Genomic DNA, 17,314 nt, shown 5'->3' with positions numbered 1-17,314 from the left:
CGAGTGGGATCCTCTGGCGGCGGCTGGAGGCGGGATGGGAATGGGGCCGGATGGCCGCAGGCGCAGGAGTTTACTCCCCTGCGCCCCGGCTGTCGTGCGGTATGCCGTCGCGCGCGTCGCGATGGCGCCGGATCAGCCGCCTACGGCGGCACAGGCCTCAAGAATCAACGCGGTCACCTCGGCCGGTTTCGAGGCCAGCGAGGCATGGCTGGCATCCAGTTCCAGCAAGCGCTTGGGTTGCATCCGACCAGCCATGACCTTCTGGTTCTCCGGCGAGATCATCCGGTCATGGCGGGACAGCTGGTACCAGCTCGGCTTGTGCTTCCACGCCGGGTCGCTGACCGCATCGCCGAAAGTGCTGGCCAGCGGCGCCTTCTGGGTCACCGCCATCACCCGGCCGTCGTCGTCACTCAGGTCCTGGCAGAAGCTTTCATGGAACTTGTCGGCACGCAGCCACAGGTAGCCATCGCTGTCCGGCGCCAGATTCGGTGCCGCATCCGGCAGATGCTGCTGGGTGATGCCACCTGGACTCTCGCCGGCATCCGGGGCGAACGCCGCGATGTAGACCAGGCCCTTCACGTTGGCCTCGTTGCCGGCCTGGCTGATCACCGCACCACCATAGGAGTGGCCGACCAGCAGCACCGGCCCGTCGATCTGCCGGATCATTTTCTGGGTGCGGCCGGCATCATCGGCCAGCGAGGTGAGCGGCAGTTCCACCGCCTGCACGCGGTCATGGCCGTTGCGATGCAGCTCCAGGATCACTTTGGCCCAGTGTGCGGCCCCGCCCCAGAAACCATGGACGAGGAGGATGGTCGGTGTCGTGCTCATGTACGGATCTCCGGCAGCGGCCGGCGGAATGCCGACCGTGTCGCCACTGTCCGCGTGGGGCGTTAATCACTGGTGACGCATTCGGGTCACTGCAATCGTATGCGTCGCTTGATCTCACGCATGGCACTTGCCCATCCGGCCTGAAAACGTTTTCATGGATACTCCTTGGAGCTTCGCACCGCGCATGACGCCCTCATCCCCACGTGCCCAGCAGCACGCCACCCGTGCCGCCTTCTTCATTCCCGGATTCGCCACCGCTGCCTGGGCGCCGATGGTGCCCTATGCCAAAGCCAAGGCCGGGTTGTCCGATGCCAGCCTCGGCGCGGTACTGCTGTGCCTCGGCCTGGGCTCGTTGCTGGCGATGCCGTTGGCCGGTGCCTTGACCGGCCGCCTCGGCTGCCGCCGGCTGCTGGTGGTGACCTGCGCGATGGTGCTGTTGGCATTGCCACTGCTGGCGCTTGCGCCCTCGCCTTTCGCACTGGGCGCTGCTCTGTTCGTATTCGGTGCCGGCGTGGGCGCGATGGACTGCACGGTGAACATGCAGGCGGTGGCGGTCGAGCGCGACGCCGGGCGCGCAATGATGTCCGGCTTCCACGCCTTCTACAGCATCGGTGGTTTTGTCGGTGCTGGCTGCATGACCGGCCTGCTGATCCTGGGTACGCCGTTGTGGCTGGCCGCGCTGGTCTCGGTAGCGGCGCTGCTGGTGGTGGCGGCGCTGTCGGCCCCGCACTGGCGCCCACAACGGATCCTGCACGAAGGGCCGCTGCTGGCACTGCCGCACGGCGTGGTCCTGTTCATCGGCGTGCTGGCCTTCGTGGTGTTCCTCGGCGAAGGTTCGATGCTGGACTGGAGTGCGGTGTTCCTGGCCGAAGTACGGCAGGTGCCACGCGACCAGGCTGGTGCGGGCTTCGCGCTGTTCACCCTGGCGATGACCGCGATGCGCCTGTTCGGCGACGGTATCGTCGAGCGCCTGGGCCGGACCCGCACGATGGTCTTCGGCGGCATCACCGCTGCGGTGGGTTTCACCCTGGCCACGCTGGTGCCGTCATTCCCGGTGGCGCTGGCCGGCTACGTGCTGGTCGGGCTGGGCTGCGCCAACATCGTGCCAGCGCTGTTTTCCATGGCGGGCCAGCAGCGGGTGATGCCGGAGAGCATCGCCATCACTGCGGTTACCACACTGGGGTACGCCGGCATCCTCGCCGGCCCGGCAGCGATCGGTGCACTGGCACACGCCACCAGCCTCGGCTTCGCCTTCCTCTGCGTGGCCGCGCTGCTGCTGGGCGTAGCCGCGTCGGCGCGCTCACTGGCACGACGCCTGCCCTGACAGAAAAGGGGACGGAGGGGATTAAGTCGTTTCTAGCCCAGGTGTGCGGGAAACGACCTAATCCACTCCGCCCCCTTTTTTCAGCTGCGCGCCGGAGCCTTCACCGGCGTATCGGTTTCGTGCACCAGCCATTCGGCCTGGGCGGGCAGCTGCGGTGCCGGGCAGGTGCTTTCCGGATGGTGCTCGTCGCGTGCCATCCAGTCGTCGACCACACCGGCCAGCAGATCCAGCCTCAGCGGCAGGGTGATGTGATCTTCGCCGCGCATCTCGATGTAGTGCGCGCGCGGATTGGCCTGCGCCAGTTCGCGGCCCTGGCTGACCGGGATGTGCTGGTCGCCCTGCCCGTGCAGAAGCAGTACGCAGGCGTGGGTATCGGCCAACGCGCGCGCCACGTCCACACGGTCGAGATCGACGTCGATGCGGCGGCTTGCCGCGGCGACCACCTGGTCGATGTCCTGGCCACCGTAACGCCAGCGCGCGTAGGAGGCTACCGCCTGCGCCTTCAACCCTTCCGGCTGCAACCCCATCAGATGCGGGATCATCGTACGGATGGCCACCCCGGCATTGGCGAATGACTCCATCGCTACCACCCCGGCAACCTGATCGCCCAGCTTGTCGGCGGTGAACACTGCGGTGGCCGCACCGTATGACACACCGAACAGGTACAACGGGCCGGTCACTTCGCCGCGTGCACGCAACTCACCGATCACATCGACCACGTCATCGGATTCATAGGTGCCATAGCCGGACGGACCGGCACCGGACTGGCCGTGGTTGCGCAGGTCGAGGGTGACCACGCGGTAGCCGGACTCGGCCAACTGCAGCGACCACGGCAACATCGAATCACCGTTCATCATCCAACCGTGCAGCAGCACCACGGTGCCGCGCGGTGCCTGCGCGTGGAAGGGCTGCGGCACGGCCAGGCTCAAGCCGGTATCCAGCGGCAGGCCGTTCTCGTGGCGCTGCGGCAGGTAGTGGTAGCGGGCACCGTAGTTACCCGGATCGAACACGCGCCAGAAGATCGGCACGCCATCGCGCCCCGCTGCGAAACCATGGCGATTGGGCAACTCGGCAATGGCGGCGGCAATGCGCGGGCGATCGAGCAGGGTCGACACGCCACCCGGCGCGATCAGCCGATCAGCGAGCGAGGTGGAGGATGCATTGATGGAGGAGGAGCATGCAGCCAGCCACAGGCCGGCGCACGCCAGCAACAACAGCAGCAGGCGCTTCATATCACGTCGTAGGGGTGAATCAGACAAGTGGCGACGTTAACGCCCCACCCGACCGGCCATCTATCGCGCGTGGATGACGGCTTGATGACAACGCGGGAACGATTCAGCTTGGTGTACAAGCTGTATCTGTTCAGTCATTGATCCGGATCAATGAACGCGCGTGCGCGATTGCCCACAGTGCCGCCATGCGCACCTCGTTCAAGCTCGCCATTGCCCTGGCCGCCACCGTGGCCGCCGCCTACGGCATCGCCCGCACCACGCCCTACTGGTTCGCACCGCGACAGGAGGCGAAGGTCAACGTCCACGACCTGGCGCTGATCGCGCAGGGGCAATACCTGTCGCGCGCGGCCGACTGCGCTGCCTGCCATACCGCGCCGGGCGGCAAGCCGTTCGCCGGTGGACTGGGCATGCAGACGCCGATGGGCACGATCTATTCGACCAACATCACGCCCGATCCGGACACCGGCATTGGCGCCTACGACTACGCCGACTTCGAGCGCGCGGTCCGTCGCGGCATCCGTCACGATGGGCAGCCGTTGTATCCGGCAATGCCGTACGCCTCATACGTGATCGCCAGCGATGCCGAGATCAAGGCGCTGTACGCCTACTTCATGGGCTCGGTGCAGCCGGTGAAGCAGGACAACGCCGACAGCACGATTCCGTGGCCAGCCAACATGCGCTGGCCACTGGCCTGGTGGCAGCTGCTGTTCGCACGCCCGCGCAGCTTCAGCCCGGATCCAGCGCTGGATGCCGGCGAGCAGCGTGGTGCAGAACTGGTGGAAGGCCTGGCTCACTGCGGCGCCTGCCACACGCCACGCGGGCTGGCCTTCCAGGAAAAGGCGATGGCCGACGATGGCAGCCGCCAGTTCCTGTCCGGTTCGGTACTGGAAGGCTGGTACGCGAAGAACCTGCGCAATGAATCGACCGGCCTGGCCAGCTGGAGCGAGGGCGAGATCGTCGACTTCCTGCGCACCGGCCGCACCGATCGTTCGGCGGCCTTCGGTGGCATGGCCGATGTGGTCGAGCACAGCACGCAGTACCTGTCCGACGCCGACCTGCTGGCCATGGCACGCTACCTGAAACAACTGCCGGCACGCGAGGGCCGCAGCGCACAGTGGTCACCGGGTACCGACACCACCACCGCCGCACTGCGCAGTGCCGACTATCGCGTGGCCGGCTCGCTGGCCTATGCAGAGCACTGCCAGGCCTGCCATCGCGCCGACGGCCGCGGCATGCCACGGGTCTACCCAGCACTGGCTGGCAACTCGATCGTGTTCGCCGATGATCCCAGTTCGCTGGTGCAGGTGACCCTGATCGGTGGCCGCACGCCGCATACCCCGCACGACCGCATGGCGTTCACCATGCCCGGTTTCGAGCAGCTGCCGAATGCACAACTGGCACAAATCCTGACCTTCATCCGCAGCAGCTGGGGCAACCAGGCCAGCGCGGTCAGCGAGGTCGACGTGGCGAGGATGCGCCGGGTGGTGCGTGACAAGCCGGTGCATTACGTTCCGCAGGAGGCTGCACGATGAAGCGTTCGCGCAAACGTTCCCGCCTGCTGCCCGGCAGTGCGATCGCCGTTGTGCTGCTGGCCGGTGCCGGCACCCTCGCCTACCGCCATCTGTACCCGGACCTGGATGCCGCCGTGGCCAGCACGATCGATATTCTCGACGCGCAGGGCACGGTGGTCGGCCAGTACCACGCCCCCAGCGCCGAGGAAATTGCCGGGCTGGGCAATGCCGGGTCGGTGATGCTCGGCCGCCGCCTCCTCAACGAGACCGCGCGGTTGCTGCCGGACAACGTCGGCAACGATCTGAACTGCAATTCGTGCCACATGGCCGAGGGCAAGCGGCCGTTCGGCAACCACTACTTCAATACGGGTGGTGGTGCCTACCCGCGCTACATGCCACGGCCAGGCAAGGTGATCGGGCTGACCGAGCGCATCAATGGCTGCCTGCAGCGCTCGATGAACGGCAAACCGCTGGCCAAGGACGCGCCGGAAATGCGTGCCATGCTGGAATACATGACCTGGTTGAGCCGTCCCGTTCCCGAAGGTGCGCGCGTGGCGGCACCCAGCGAAGGGCCGATCGACAGCTCACTGACACCTGATCCGATCCGCGGCCAGGCGCTGTACGCCGCGCAATGCGCCGCCTGCCACGGTGACAACGGCGAAGGCCGACGCGATGCCAGCGGTGATATCGCCTTCCCGCCGCTGTGGGGTGACCGCAGTTTCAACATCGGCGCGGGCATGGCGCGGCTGTACAAGGCCGCCGGCTTCGTCAAGCACAACATGCCGCCGGCAGTGACCCGCGAGCCCCCGCTGGGGCAGCAGGTGATGCCCGACCAGGATGCGGTGGACGTCGCCAGCTACTTCATCAACCAGCCGCGTCCGGACTTCGCCAACAAGGCCAAGGACTGGCCGCGTGACCCGAAACCGAAGGACGCGCGCTACTGAGGCAGGCGGCCTCGGGTACCGGCCGTCACACAACACGGTTCCTGCATCTTCGCGTCATGCCGATGTCATTGGCGCTGCCGACACTCCGGGGCTTCCCTCCCCTCAAGGTCCGGTCTCGATGCGAACCATTGCGCGCTTTCCCCGTGTCTCCCTGCTTGCCCTGCTGATCGCCCCCGCACTGGATGCCCTGGCCGAAGCACCGCAGGGCGACGCGGCCGAACCGCGCAGCAGCGATGCCCGTACCCTGGACCAGGTGCAGGTGATAGGCCAGGCCACCAGCTACGCCAAGACCTCGGTACGTGCGGAAACGTTGAACCGGCAGACCGTGATGAGCAGCGTCAACGACGCACTCAATGAAGTACCCGGGGTGGTGGTCAGTGAAGCCGACGCCACCGGTTCGTCGGTGTGGGGCACGCAGATCAGCATGCGCGGTTTCGTCACCAACCGCGATACGCAGCAGATCGGCACCACCATCGATGGCCTGCCCAATGGCGGCTCGGGCTACGGCGGCGGCTCGCTGGCCAACCGCTACATCGACACCCTCGATCTGGAAACGGTGGAAGTCAGCCAGGGCACCGCTGATATCTCCTCGCGCTCGAACGAAGCGCTCGGGGGCACCCTGAACTTCCTTACCAGCGATCCGCTGCAGGACAGCCGCCTGCGCTTCGTGGTCGGCGCCGGTGACAACGAGGCACGCAAGTACTACGTGCGCTACGACACCGGCCTGCTCGGCGGCCACACCCGCGCCTGGGTCAGCGCTTCCTCCGCGCGCGTGCACGACTGGATCGACGGCAGCGGCAAGACCAGCAACGACCACATCGCCGGCAAGTTCATCACCGAGCTGGACCGTTGGACCCTTACCGGCTACCTGTCCTACAACGATGCCGACGAGCCGGAATACACCAGCGTCTCGCCGAAGGGCTTCGCCACCAACCCGGATCGCGACAACCTGGTCGGCACCCTCACCGGCATTCCGTACCTGGACCAGAACTTCCGTTCCGGCTCGCGTGCGCTGCGCGAGAACACCTTCGGCTACCTGCGCGCGGCCTTCGACGGCGGTAACGGTTTCAAGGCCTCGGTGGCCGCTTATGGGCACCGAATGGAAGGCCGCGGCGACTGGCTGCCGCCCTACCTGGCACAGGTCAGCGATGACGGTGCTGGCCGCCCGGAATCGGAGTATCTCGGTGGCAGGACCGTGTATGGCGGCAGCAACCGCGGCCAGATCTTCTTCGTCAATCCTGATGGCAGCGCCGCACAGCGCCTGGCCAGCTGCACCCCACGGCTGGGCTTCACTGCCGAGTACGACCCGAACTGCTACGCCGGCAACGTGTTGGGCGCGCAGTCGTACCGCCACACCCACTACGACAACAACCGCAAGGGCGTGACCGCCGACGTCGAGTGGCGGCAGACTTTCGGTGCCGTCGACAACACGATCCGTGGCGGCCTGTGGGTGGAGAAGCTGGACCGCTCGGCACGCCGCGACTGGCATCGCCTGCTCAACGTCGGCCAGGACATCGCCTTCGACCACCAGCCGTACTGGGTGCAGTTCGAGGACAAGTACAAGGTTGATGAGCAGATGTACTACGTCGAGGATATCGCGCGCTTCGGCCCGTTCAGCGCGCGCCTGGGCGTGAAGCAGTTCTTCGTCGACCAGTCGCGCCGCCGCGTGATCGGTGCCAATGAGCACGTGAAATCCGATTCCAAGTCCGATCCGCTGCTGTCCACCGGCTTCACCTGGGCGCCAGGCGTGGAAGGCATGGAGCTGTTCGCCGGTTTCTCGCAGAACTTCGCCGCCATTCCCTCCGGCGTGCTCGGCGAGACCGACCCGCAGCGCTTCCGCAACGTGGAGCCGGAAACCGCCGACAACATCGAAGTCGGCATGCGCATCAGCCGTTGGCCGCTGACCGCCTCGGTCACCCTGTACAACATCAAGTTCGACAACCGCATCGTCTACCTGCCGGCAGGCTTCGTCAGCGGCATCGACTACCTGGGCGAGACCGATGGTGTCTACGAGAACTTCGGCGGCGTGGAAAGCAACGGCCTGGAGGCCGCGTTCGGCTATGGCTGGGACAACGGCTGGCGCCTCAACGCCGCCTATACCTACAACCGCTCCAAGTACCTGGGCAGTGGCGACGCCGCACGTGATACCCAGCTCGGCATCGTCGACGGTGCCAAGGTGATCGGCCAGCCCGAACAGACCCTGGTGCTGTCGGCCGACTGGCAGGGTGAAAGCTGGAACTTCGGCCTGTCCGGCCGCTACCTGGGCACGCGCTACCTCGATGCCGCCAACGTCAACAAGCTGCCCTCGGCCACCGTGTTCAACGCCAACATCGGCTTCGACCTGCAGGGCCTGTCGCCGCGCCTGAAGGGCATGGGCACCAACCTGGTGGTGAGCAATCTCACCGACAAGCGGTATCTTGCAGGGGTGGATGGCCGCGACAACGCCTTCATCGGCGCACCGCGTACCGTCGGCATCTCCTTCCGTGTGGACCTGTGAGTGAACCCGTGACCGATATCGGCCGACGCCGGTTGTTGCAGGCCGGCGCTGCCGCCGGCCTTTCCCCCCTGCTACCCAGCATCGCCCGGGCTGCAGCGATCGCACCCGCCGCGCAGACGCGCAGCCTGGAAGACCTGCAGCACATCGTGGTGTTCATGCAGGAGAACCGCTCGTTCGACCACTACTTCGGCACGCTGCCGGGGGTACGTGGCTTCGGCGACCGCTTCGTGGCCCCGGCCGCCGCGCTGCAGGCCGGTGGCCGCGCGCGCAGCCTGTGGCTGCAACCCGATGCCAGCGGCACGCTCGCGATCGCACCGTTCCCGCTGGATACCGCTGCACACTTCGGCTACATGCGGGTGGAAGGCACGCCGCACACCTGGCCTGATGCACAGCGTGCCTGGGACCATGGACGCATGGGTCAATGGCCGAAAGCCAAGCAGAACCATTCGATGGGCTATTTCCAGCGCAGCGACCTGCCCTTCCAGTTCGCCCTGGCCGACGCGTTCACTATCTGCGACGCCTACCACTGTGCGATGCAGGCCGGAACCAACCCGAACCGGGTGTTCCTATGGACCGGCCACAACGATGCGACCGCGCGCGCCGGTGGCCCGGTGATCGCCAACTCGCACGACAACTTCCCGGAACATGGCGGGCATCCGGCGTCGTACCGATGGACCAGCTATGTAGAACGCCTGCAGAAGGCCGGGGTGTCCTGGCAGATCTACCAGGACATGGCCGACAACTTCACCGACAACCCGCTGGCCGGCTTCGAGTCCTTCCGCCAGGCCTACCGCGCTGCGCCGGGGCATGACCCGCAGCTGCGCGCGCGTGGGGTCAGCACGCGTGGGCTGGCACAGCTGCGCCAGGACGTGGTCGACGGGCGCCTGCCGCAGGTCAGCTTCATCATCGCCGACGCGGCCGGCAGCGAGCATCCCGGCCCTTCCAGCCCGGCCCAGGGCGCGGCGTACACCGCGCGCGTGCTGGATGCACTGACCGCCGATCCAGAAGTGTGGAGCCGCACCGCCCTGTTGCTGATGTTCGACGAGAACGACGGCTTCTTCGACCACATGCCGCCACCGGCACCACCTTCACCGGAAAACGGTGGCTGGGCGGGTGCGTCTTCGGTCAGCACCGAGGGCGAGTACCACCGCCATCCGGCACCGGGGGATGAGAAGTACGACGCCGCCGAGCTGCGCGGACGCCCCTACGGACTGGGCCCGCGCGTGCCGCTCTACGTGATCTCGCCCTGGAGCCGGGGTGGCTGGGTCGATTCGCAGGTGTACGACCACACCTCGGTCATACGCCTGATCGAACGCCGATTCGGCGTGGCCGCACCGGACATCTCGCCGTGGCGCCGCGCGGTCTGCGGTGACCTCAGCAATGCCTTCGACTTCGCCCAGCGTGATACCCGCCCGTTCGTACGCGGCCTGCCCGACGTCAGCGCGGTTGCCGCACGCGCTGCCGCCCTGCCGGGACGCACAGTGCCGGCGTTGCCGGAGGGACTGAAGCCGGCGAAACAGGAAAGCGGCGTACGCCCGGCGCGTGCCCTGCCCTATCGGCCGCAGGCATCGATTACTGCGATCGACGCATCGGGCGTGGATCTGACGCTGTCCTGCGAAGGCGCAGCGGCGGTGCTGCATGTGTACGATCGGCTGCGGCTGGGTGCGGTGCCACGCCGCTATACGCTGGTACCGGGCACGCCGCTGCGCGAGCGCTGGGCGCTGGACGCCCAGGGACGCTATGACCTGTGGCTGCTCGGCCCGAATGGCTTCCACCGTCACTTCCAGGGCGCTGCCAAAGGGCCCGTCGTGCAGGCGTCGGTCGAGCGCGCCGAAGGCCAGCTGCGGCTGCATCTGCGCAATCTCAGCGATGCCGTACAGCAGCTGCGCGTGCATGCCGGCGCCTATGCCGGGCACATGCCGGAACAGACGCTGGCGCTGCCGGCGCATGCAGAGACCGCATTGGCGTGGGATGCAACGCCTACCGCGGGCTGGTATGACCTGCAGGTCGGCGCGGGTGAGAGCGTGCTGCGTCTGGCCGGTCGCGCAGAAGATGGTCGCCCCGGCACCAGCGACCCGGCGATGGGCAGCGAGCCATTGCGGTTCGAGCACGATTGAAGGATCTCTGTAGAGCCGAGCCCATGCTCGGCTGCTTTTCCGGTCAGTTATCGAAGAGCAGCCGAGCATGGGCTCGGCTCTACAGGGTAGACCGGTAGATTCAGGCCTCCTGCAACCCCGGCCGGCCGTGCTCCACCGCATAGCGTTTCCAGCTCTGCACCGTTCCGTTCGGCTGCATCACGGTATCCAGCGTCTTCATGTCGCCGATCCAGGCATCACGGGTGACATCGCACAGCACATAGCCGCGCTTGTCGGTGGTCGCCTTCAATTGCGGACTGTGCCGCAGCTGGTTCTCGGCATACGCGTCCACGCCCTGGCCATCGGCACCGGAGGTGATCGACGTGGCGAGGAATTCACTGGAGATCACGCCCGAGTCACGATGGTCCTGCACCAGGTCACTGGCGTAGTGCCGATGCGCGTCGCCGCAGGCGGTCACTACATTGCCGAAGCCAACCTTCTGGATGTGGTCAAGCAGGCGCCGGCGGCTGTCCAGATAGCCCGACCATTGGTCGTCGGACGACTGCACCACACCATCCTTCTCGCGCATGTAGTTGCCCAGTGCCACCTGGTGGGCGATGGTGTGCCAACGTGGCGTGGCATCGGCCAGTCCGTCGAACAGCCAGCGCTCCTGCTTCGCACCGACGATGCTGCGCGCCGGTGATTCCACTTCCTCATGCAGCGCCATGTCCACCTGCTTGCTGCGGTACTGGCGGGTGTCGAGCAGGTGCAGGTCCATCAGCGTGCCATAGCGGGCACGCCGATACATCTGCATGTGGCCGTTGCGGGGAAGCGCCGATCGGCGCAGCGGCATGTTCTCGTAGTAAGCCTGGAAGGCCTGTGCGCGGCGCAGCAGGAACACCTCGCTGGGGGTATCGTCCTGGTCCTCCGCACCGGCCCAGTTGTTGTCCACTTCATGGTCATCGAAGGTGACGAACCACGGCGCCGACGCATGCGCGGCCTGCAGGTCGGAATCGCTCTTGTACTGGGCGTAGCGGCGGCGGTAATCGTCCAGCGTGTAGATCTGCGGTCCAACATGGTTGCGCAGGTTGGTGAATGGCCGGCCGTTCATCCTGCGCACGCCCGGTTGGCTTGCGCCCTCGTAGATGTAGTCGCCATAGTGGAAGACGAAGTCCAGCGGCTCCTCGGCGATGCGCCGCCATGCGGTGTAATGGCCCTCTTCATAGTGCTGGCAACCGGCCACAGCGAAACGGACACGATCAACCGCAGCGTTGGCTGCCGGCAGCGTGCGGGTGTCGCCCACGGCACTGGCGTGGCCGCCCACGCTGAAGCGATACCAGTACGGACGGCCCGGTGCCAGCCCTTCCAGCTCCACGTGCACCGCATGGCCAAGCTCGGGGTGGGCCATCGCCGAACCCTGGCGCACCACCTTGCGCATGCCATCGTCGGCCGCCAGCTGCCACTGGACCGCCATCGGCTGCGTCGGCATGCCACCACCGAACACCAGCGGCTCCGTTGCCAGGCGTGTCCACAGCACCATGCCATCGGCCGAGGGATCACCCGAGGCCACGCCCAGGGTGAACGGTGTACTGGCGAACCGCGGCGATGCCAGCAGGTTGCGCGGGTTCAGCGCGGTGGCATCGGTCTGCGCGGCCAGCGCCCGTGCCGTGCCCATCCAGGCGCCGGCGGCGGACAGGCCGGCCAGGGCCAGGAATCGCCTGCGATTGATCGTATCCACGGGTGCGCCCTCAGTTGTAGATGATGTGGAAGTAGAAGAAGCGGCCGTAGTCGTCGATCTCGGTGCGGAAGCGACCATTGGGTCCAGTGCTGTAGGTCGGCTGCGTGTTGAACAGGTTCTTGGCCTCGTACTTCAGCGTCACGTGTTTGCTGACCTTGTGGCTGAAGGCCAAGTTGAAGGTCATGTACGGGTCGTAGTACGAGTCCAGCCACTGGGTATCACCGAAGTCGACCAGCATCCGGCTGCGGTAGGTGCCGGACATGCGCAGCTGTGCGCTCTTCCACGGCATGCGCCAGATCACCGACCCATTGAGCGACCAGTCCGGCTGGTACAGCAGGCGGTCCAGGCGGCGCTCGCTGCCATCACTGATGCGGTAGTTGGTCTGGCCTTCCAGCCGCGTGGCGTTGAAATACATATCAAAGCGCTGGCGGCCCCACTGCAGGTTGCGGTTGGCCACCGCGAACTCGACGCCGCGCAGCTTGGACGCGTCGGTGTTCATCGGCTGGGTGACCCGGTAGCGGGTATCACCCACGTTCTCGAACGTGGTCAGGGTGTAGATGTCGTCCTTGATCACTTTGTCGAACAGCGCGACCGAGACCAGGCCGTTGTTGTCGTTGAAATACAGGTCCCAGGCCAGGTCGATGTTGGTGGAGCGGCGCGGCTGCAGGTTGGCGTTGCCCTGCTTGATCGTGCAGAAGCCCCTGCCCTCCTCGTCATCGCCACAGCTGGTGCTGGTGGCCTGGGCGATGTTGCTTGGCGTCGGCCGGCCCAGGGTGCGGCTGGCGGAGAAGCGCAGGCGCTGGTCGTCGGTCAGCTTGAAGGTTGCATTCAACGACGGTAGCAGGTTGTTGTAGCTACCACTGGTCCTGCGGAACGCGGAGGTATAGGTGGTACCGCCATCATCACTGAACGGGCTGAATGCATCGAAGGTGGTGTGGTCGTAGCGCAGGCCACCGATCAGCAACAGCCGATCCCAGGCATAGTGCGCGGAGACATAGGCATTGGTGATGTCCTCAACGTACTTGTAGTCACTGGTGAAATCGGCATTCGGATAGGCCGCGTCGTTGCCGCCAAGCGTGGGCGCGAGTTCGTCATTCCATTTGCGATTGTCGATCAGCGGAAAGCCCGGCACGCTGCCCAGCAGGGTCGAACCCGGGTACAGGTAATCGTTGAGCGTGGCACTGCTCTTGTAGTAGTCAAAGTCGATGTCCTGCCAGATCTTCAGGTGACGGTACTCGGCACCGGCGGCCAGGCCAAAGCCACGCGCATCGGCGTCGATGTTGTAGCTGAAGTCGGCACGCAGGTTGTCGATGCTCTCCTTGGCATCACGCGGCGAGACATAGGCCTGTGCCGGGTTGAGCTTGAACGCCGAGCTGGTCAGCAGGCTGGAATCGGAAACCGCCACCGCGTTGGGGAAGCCGTGGCTGTCGTTCTCGTAATCGACGAACAGGTTGCTCGGGTAGGCGCGTACCCCCCAGTAGACCTGGCTGTTGTGGAAGGTTTCTTCGGTGTGGCCGCCACGCAGGGTCAACCGCGAACGGTCACCAATGTCCCAGTTGAAGCTGGCGATGGCGCCGCGATTGCTGCGATCCCAACGATCATGCCGGTTCTTGATGTAGATGCTGTTGATCTGGGTGGTGCCGCTGTCATCGGTCTGGTTGCGGATCGGAAACTTGGCGTTGCCATACAGATCGGTCTTGTTCATCGTCGAGTTCTCGTAGAACCGGTACGAGTACAGCAGCAGCGACGCGTAGAACGGATCGTCCGACGGTTTCCATTCCAGCTTGGCCGAGCCACCGAAATTGGTGATGAAGTTGGTGTAGGTACCGGTACTGAAATTGCCGGGCGCACGCAGCCCGTTCCAGCCCTTGGCCTCGTCCGGCCCAGTGGTGCCGTCGGTGAGGTACTTGCCGGCGTCGTTGTAGTAGTAGTTCGACTCCACCCAGCGCTTGACGCTGTTGCGCGAACGCTGCTCATAGCGCGCCACCGCAACGATGCCGAATTCCTGGTCGGCACCGAACTGGTTGGAGAACACCACCTTGGCGCTCTTGCCGAAGTGACCCAGGGTCTGGTGGTTGCCACCGGCGCTGCGCTCGACGTTGGTCTCGGCAGTGGAGTAGATACCGGCCACATCGGCGAACACATACTTGCCGGACCGGTCGAACGCACTGCGGCTGATGATGTCGATCACGCCGCCGATGGCATCCGGCGCCTGCTCGGCACTGAAGCTCTTGTAGATATCGGTGCGGGTACCGATGTCGCTGGGAATCAGCTGCAGGTTGTTCATGCGCTCACCCGAGCCACTGCCACCCACGCTGGCAATCGCGATGCCATCGATGGTGGTGTAGTTGAGGTTGGCCTGCACGCCACGTACCGTGACGTAACGCGGCTCGCCAGCGTCTTCCACCGCGCTCAGCCCCGGCGCGGCCATCAGGCTCTCGGCCAGGGTTTCGTCGCCGTAGCTGTCCATCTCGTCGTAGACCACCGAATCCTTGATCACCGGCGAGGTCTTCTTCTGGTCGATCACCTCGTGCGCGGCAATCACCTTCACCGTATCCAGGGTCGGCGCCACCACCGCCTCGGCCTCGCGCGGCTTCGGCGCGGCCGGTTTCGGCTCGTTGCGTACGGGCGCCGGATCAATGGCGATGACGTTGCCGTCCACCACGGTGTAGCCCAGGCCGGTCCCTGCCAGCAGCGCGTCCAGTGCCTGCTTGACGGTCGCACCACGCGGCACCGCCCCGGCCATACGCGCTTCACCGCTGCCCGAATACAGGAACTGCACGCCCGAACTGCGCGACAACTGCTCCAGCGCACGCGCCAGCGGCTGCGCCGCGATCGGCGCCGACACACGGGCCTCAAGGCCATCTGCAGTGGCCGCAGCCGCCACCGGCACGCTGCAGGGAGACAGAGCGAGGATGATCGACAGGTAGAGCGTGTTACGCATCACGGGTCCTTGGAAGAGAGAAAGCAGCAGGTGCCGCTGAGCGATTCGACAGCGGCTTCTCCCAAGTAAGAGCCCGCTTCCACCGAAGTGGAGAACGCGGATTCGATGAATCTTTTCTGACAGTGCACGGCCACGCCGGCCTCAGCGGCTGCCGACCCGCACCGTGTCGCCCTCGCGGCGTACGACAAAGCGCGGATCGCGTTCGAGGAACACCTGCAATGCACCGATGCGATGCGCATCGAGGCTGCCGGACAGCCGCGCCGATGCCGCGCCTTCATCCAGTATCCGCACCTGTACCTGGTTGTGTCGGTTGAAGGCGGCGGCCACTTCATCCAGCCGCTCATCAAGGAAGGACACCTTGCGATGCTGCCAATCCAGCAGCATCGACAACGGCATGTCCAAGGACTCCACAGCATGACTGCGCGTGTCGACCTGCACTACCCGGCCTTCGCCCAGCTGCGCAAGACGCGTTGCATCCCTGCCCTGGCTCCACACCTCCACTTCGCCGGAGACCACGCCGATGCGCGTGCTCTGCAGCCGCCGCGATACATCGAACACGGTGCCGATGTCTCGGATCTTCAGGCCGTTCACCTGCACTTCGAACGGACGGCGGTCGCGGGCGATGTCGAACGTGGCCTCGCCCTGCAGCAGCTCCACCTTGCGGCTGAACCAGCTCATGCGTACCCGCAGGCGGCTGTCCGCGTTGAGCTGCACCTGGGTCTGGTCAGGCAGCACCAGGTCGCGCAGTTCACCATGGTCGGCGCTGTACAGCTGTTCGGTGGGCATCAACTGCGGAACCAGGCCCACGCCGAGCAGGGCGACACAGGCTGCGGCAGCCAGCGCCCACCAGCGCGCGCGGCCGCGCCGCGGCGCAGCGCGCGGCGCGGCCGGTGCGCTACCGAACAGCGGCACCACCTTGGCGGCAGCCTGCCGTGGCGGCGCCTGCGCCTCTTCAGGCAATGGCGATTGCAGTGCCTCACCGACCTGCCGGTGCAGCGCGAGGGCGTGCATATAGGCGCGCACGTGTTCGGGCGAACGCTTCATCCAGTGCAGGAATGCAGCGCGCTCGGCCTCGCCCAGACTCCCCTCGCGATTGCGCTGGAACCAGTCCATGGCCTCGCAGGCGATCGTGTCGTCGGCTGCGGGCGATGTGTTCCGGTTCATGTGTGCTCCCTGGCGCCCAGCGCCTTCCTGCAGGCCTCCAGCCCCTTGCCGATGTGCTTGCGCACCATGTGCACCGACACCTGCAGCTGCTGGCTGATTCCCGGGCAGTCCAACCCGTCGCGGTAGTGCAGCTCCATCACCCGCCGCGTGGTCGCCGGCAGTCGTGCGATGGTGCTGCGGATACCGTTCCAGCGCTGCGCGCGCTCGAATTCGCCTTCGATGTCTTCTTCGCTTTTCAGCACTTCCGCCAGTAAATCAACGTCTTCCAGCGGCGGCAGCGACGAACGTGAGCGTGCATGCTCGCGCGCCAGGTTGGCCGCGACGGTGAACAGGTAGGCTTCCGGGTTCTCGATCGCTGCGGCATTCTCGCCGGTGGTCCGCAGCAGCCGCAGGTACACTTCCTGCGCCAGGTCCTCGGCATCTTCGCTGGCAGAACCGCGGCGCAGGAAAAAGCCACGCAGCAGCCGTCGCCGCAGCGCGTAGCTCTTCTCCCAGATCCTCACGCTGTTCACGGCCGGCCAACCACCCCGAGGCTGGAAAGCCCCGCAGGGTGACGGCCATCGATGACAGTGACGTTTCAACTGCCGGCAGGCAGCCGCTAGAATTCCGCCCCTGCAATATCCCGGCAGCCGGCACAAGGAGTGCCCCGCAATGAACGCACGCACCGCCATCAACACACTCAGCAGCCTGCTGTTCCTGCTGCTGGTCGCGCACACCACGGCCTACCAGCAGCAGATGTGGCCGCCCAGCCGGGTCATCCATGTGCATCCGGTGATCGTCGCCCTCGCCTATGCACTGGGTGTGCTCACGCTGCTGCTGTGGACCGGCGGCCGTCGTACACCGGAACCCGCCCAACGACTGGCGCGCTGGCTGCCCATCGTCGCCTGGTGCCTGTTGGGCGTCGGCGTGGTGATCATCCCGATGTTCCTGCCTGGGTTGTCCCCGGCCTGATCAGCGGTCGTGCCCAGCGCATCCGCCCATGATACGCCGCGCCGCGCCAACCCTTGCTTGCCAGAGACCCAAGCCCTGCCCGCCTATCGAAGCCGGGGGGCCAGGC

12 protein-coding genes are annotated in these 17,314 nt (G+C 66.0%); 6 read left to right on the top strand and 6 right to left on the bottom strand.

What is annotated here, in order from left to right:
- Positions 1–132: 132 nt before the first annotated feature.
- Positions 133–828 (bottom strand): alpha/beta hydrolase, encoded by a 696-nt coding sequence (locus ACZK2G_RS08180; RefSeq protein ID WP_478475168.1) that lies wholly within the window; start codon positions 826–828, stop codon positions 133–135.
- A gap of 184 nt (positions 829–1,012) precedes the next feature.
- Here ACZK2G_RS08180 and ACZK2G_RS08175 point away from each other — a divergent pair, with 184 nt between their 5' ends.
- Positions 1,013–2,152, top strand: a complete 1,140-nt coding sequence (locus tag ACZK2G_RS08175) for an MFS transporter (RefSeq protein ID WP_046985860.1) — start codon at positions 1,013–1,015, stop codon at positions 2,150–2,152.
- An 80-nt stretch (positions 2,153–2,232) separates the two neighbouring features.
- Here the strand turns inward: ACZK2G_RS08175 and ACZK2G_RS08170 are convergent, their stop codons facing one another.
- Positions 2,233–3,384, bottom strand: coding sequence for an alpha/beta fold hydrolase (locus tag ACZK2G_RS08170; protein WP_136638836.1), 1,152 nt, complete (start codon positions 3,382–3,384; stop codon positions 2,233–2,235).
- 185 nt (positions 3,385–3,569) lie between these two features.
- On the opposite strand from ACZK2G_RS08170, the gene ACZK2G_RS08165 reads away from it, so the two are divergent.
- The 4 genes from ACZK2G_RS08165 (at position 3,570) to ACZK2G_RS08150 (ending at position 10,453) form a co-directional block, all read left to right on the top strand.
- Complete coding sequence (locus tag ACZK2G_RS08165) at positions 3,570–4,916, top strand: c-type cytochrome (protein ID WP_478475166.1); 1,347 nt, start codon at positions 3,570–3,572, stop codon at positions 4,914–4,916.
- Entirely contained in the window at positions 4,913–5,839 is a 927-nt protein-coding gene (locus ACZK2G_RS08160) for a c-type cytochrome (protein WP_136638838.1), read from the top strand. Before ACZK2G_RS08165 ends, ACZK2G_RS08160 begins: the two co-directional genes overlap by 4 nt.
- Positions 5,840–5,957: 118 nt before the next feature.
- Positions 5,958–8,336 carry a TonB-dependent receptor gene (locus ACZK2G_RS08155; RefSeq protein ID WP_478475164.1) on the top strand — a complete coding sequence of 793 codons (2,379 nt, stop codon included), beginning with the start codon at positions 5,958–5,960 and terminating at the stop codon, positions 8,334–8,336.
- An 8-nt stretch (positions 8,337–8,344) separates the two neighbouring features.
- Positions 8,345–10,453 (top strand): phosphocholine-specific phospholipase C, encoded by a 2,109-nt coding sequence (locus tag ACZK2G_RS08150; protein WP_478475162.1) that lies wholly within the window; start codon positions 8,345–8,347, stop codon positions 10,451–10,453.
- Between the two features lie 100 nt (positions 10,454–10,553).
- Here the strand turns inward: ACZK2G_RS08150 and ACZK2G_RS08145 are convergent, their stop codons facing one another.
- From ACZK2G_RS08145 to ACZK2G_RS08130, 4 genes are all read right to left on the bottom strand, one after another.
- Complete coding sequence (locus ACZK2G_RS08145; RefSeq protein WP_478475160.1) at positions 10,554–12,149, bottom strand: alkaline phosphatase D family protein; 1,596 nt, start codon at positions 12,147–12,149, stop codon at positions 10,554–10,556.
- Positions 12,150–12,159: 10 nt separating this feature from the next.
- Positions 12,160–15,093, bottom strand: coding sequence for a TonB-dependent receptor (locus ACZK2G_RS08140; protein ID WP_478475158.1), 2,934 nt, complete (start codon positions 15,091–15,093; stop codon positions 12,160–12,162).
- A 141-nt stretch (positions 15,094–15,234) separates the two neighbouring features.
- Positions 15,235–16,257 carry a FecR family protein gene (locus tag ACZK2G_RS08135; RefSeq protein ID WP_136639937.1) on the bottom strand — a complete coding sequence of 341 codons (1,023 nt, stop codon included), beginning with the start codon at positions 16,255–16,257 and terminating at the stop codon, positions 15,235–15,237.
- Positions 16,254–16,769, bottom strand: a complete 516-nt coding sequence (locus ACZK2G_RS08130) for an RNA polymerase sigma factor (RefSeq protein WP_046985852.1) — start codon at positions 16,767–16,769, stop codon at positions 16,254–16,256. Before ACZK2G_RS08130 ends, ACZK2G_RS08135 begins: the two co-directional genes overlap by 4 nt.
- Before the next feature lie 139 nt (positions 16,770–16,908).
- Between ACZK2G_RS08130 and ACZK2G_RS08125 the strand changes: the two genes are divergently transcribed.
- On the top strand, positions 16,909–17,208 hold the full coding sequence (locus ACZK2G_RS08125) for a hypothetical protein (RefSeq protein ID WP_046985851.1): 300 nt from the start codon (positions 16,909–16,911) through the stop codon (positions 17,206–17,208).
- Positions 17,209–17,314: the final 106 nt, after the last annotated feature.

The sequence above is a fragment of the Stenotrophomonas sp. 107298_Sma genome, assembly GCF_056480345.1.
The sequence above is the reverse complement of the archived record's forward strand: the minus strand, read 5'-3'. Positions and strand labels throughout refer to the sequence as shown.

What these genes read in the sequence shown, in the direction of transcription:
- ACZK2G_RS08135 (WP_136639937.1), bottom strand. Translation starts at nt 16,257, where the DNA reads ATGAACCGGAACACATCGCCCGCAGCCGACGACACGATCGCCTGCGAG.
- ACZK2G_RS08125 (WP_046985851.1), top strand. Translation starts at nt 16,909, where the DNA reads ATGAACGCACGCACCGCCATCAACACACTCAGCAGCCTGCTGTTCCTG.
- ACZK2G_RS08140 (WP_478475158.1), bottom strand. Translation starts at nt 15,093, where the DNA reads ATGCGTAACACGCTCTACCTGTCGATCATCCTCGCTCTGTCTCCCTGC.
- ACZK2G_RS08170 (WP_136638836.1), bottom strand. Translation starts at nt 3,384, where the DNA reads ATGAAGCGCCTGCTGCTGTTGTTGCTGGCGTGCGCCGGCCTGTGGCTG.
- ACZK2G_RS08160 (WP_136638838.1), top strand. Translation starts at nt 4,913, where the DNA reads ATGAAGCGTTCGCGCAAACGTTCCCGCCTGCTGCCCGGCAGTGCGATC.
- ACZK2G_RS08180 (WP_478475168.1), bottom strand. Translation starts at nt 828, where the DNA reads ATGAGCACGACACCGACCATCCTCCTCGTCCATGGTTTCTGGGGCGGG.
- ACZK2G_RS08155 (WP_478475164.1), top strand. Translation starts at nt 5,958, where the DNA reads ATGCGAACCATTGCGCGCTTTCCCCGTGTCTCCCTGCTTGCCCTGCTG.
- ACZK2G_RS08175 (WP_046985860.1), top strand. Translation starts at nt 1,013, where the DNA reads ATGACGCCCTCATCCCCACGTGCCCAGCAGCACGCCACCCGTGCCGCC.
- ACZK2G_RS08165 (WP_478475166.1), top strand. Translation starts at nt 3,570, where the DNA reads ATGCGCACCTCGTTCAAGCTCGCCATTGCCCTGGCCGCCACCGTGGCC.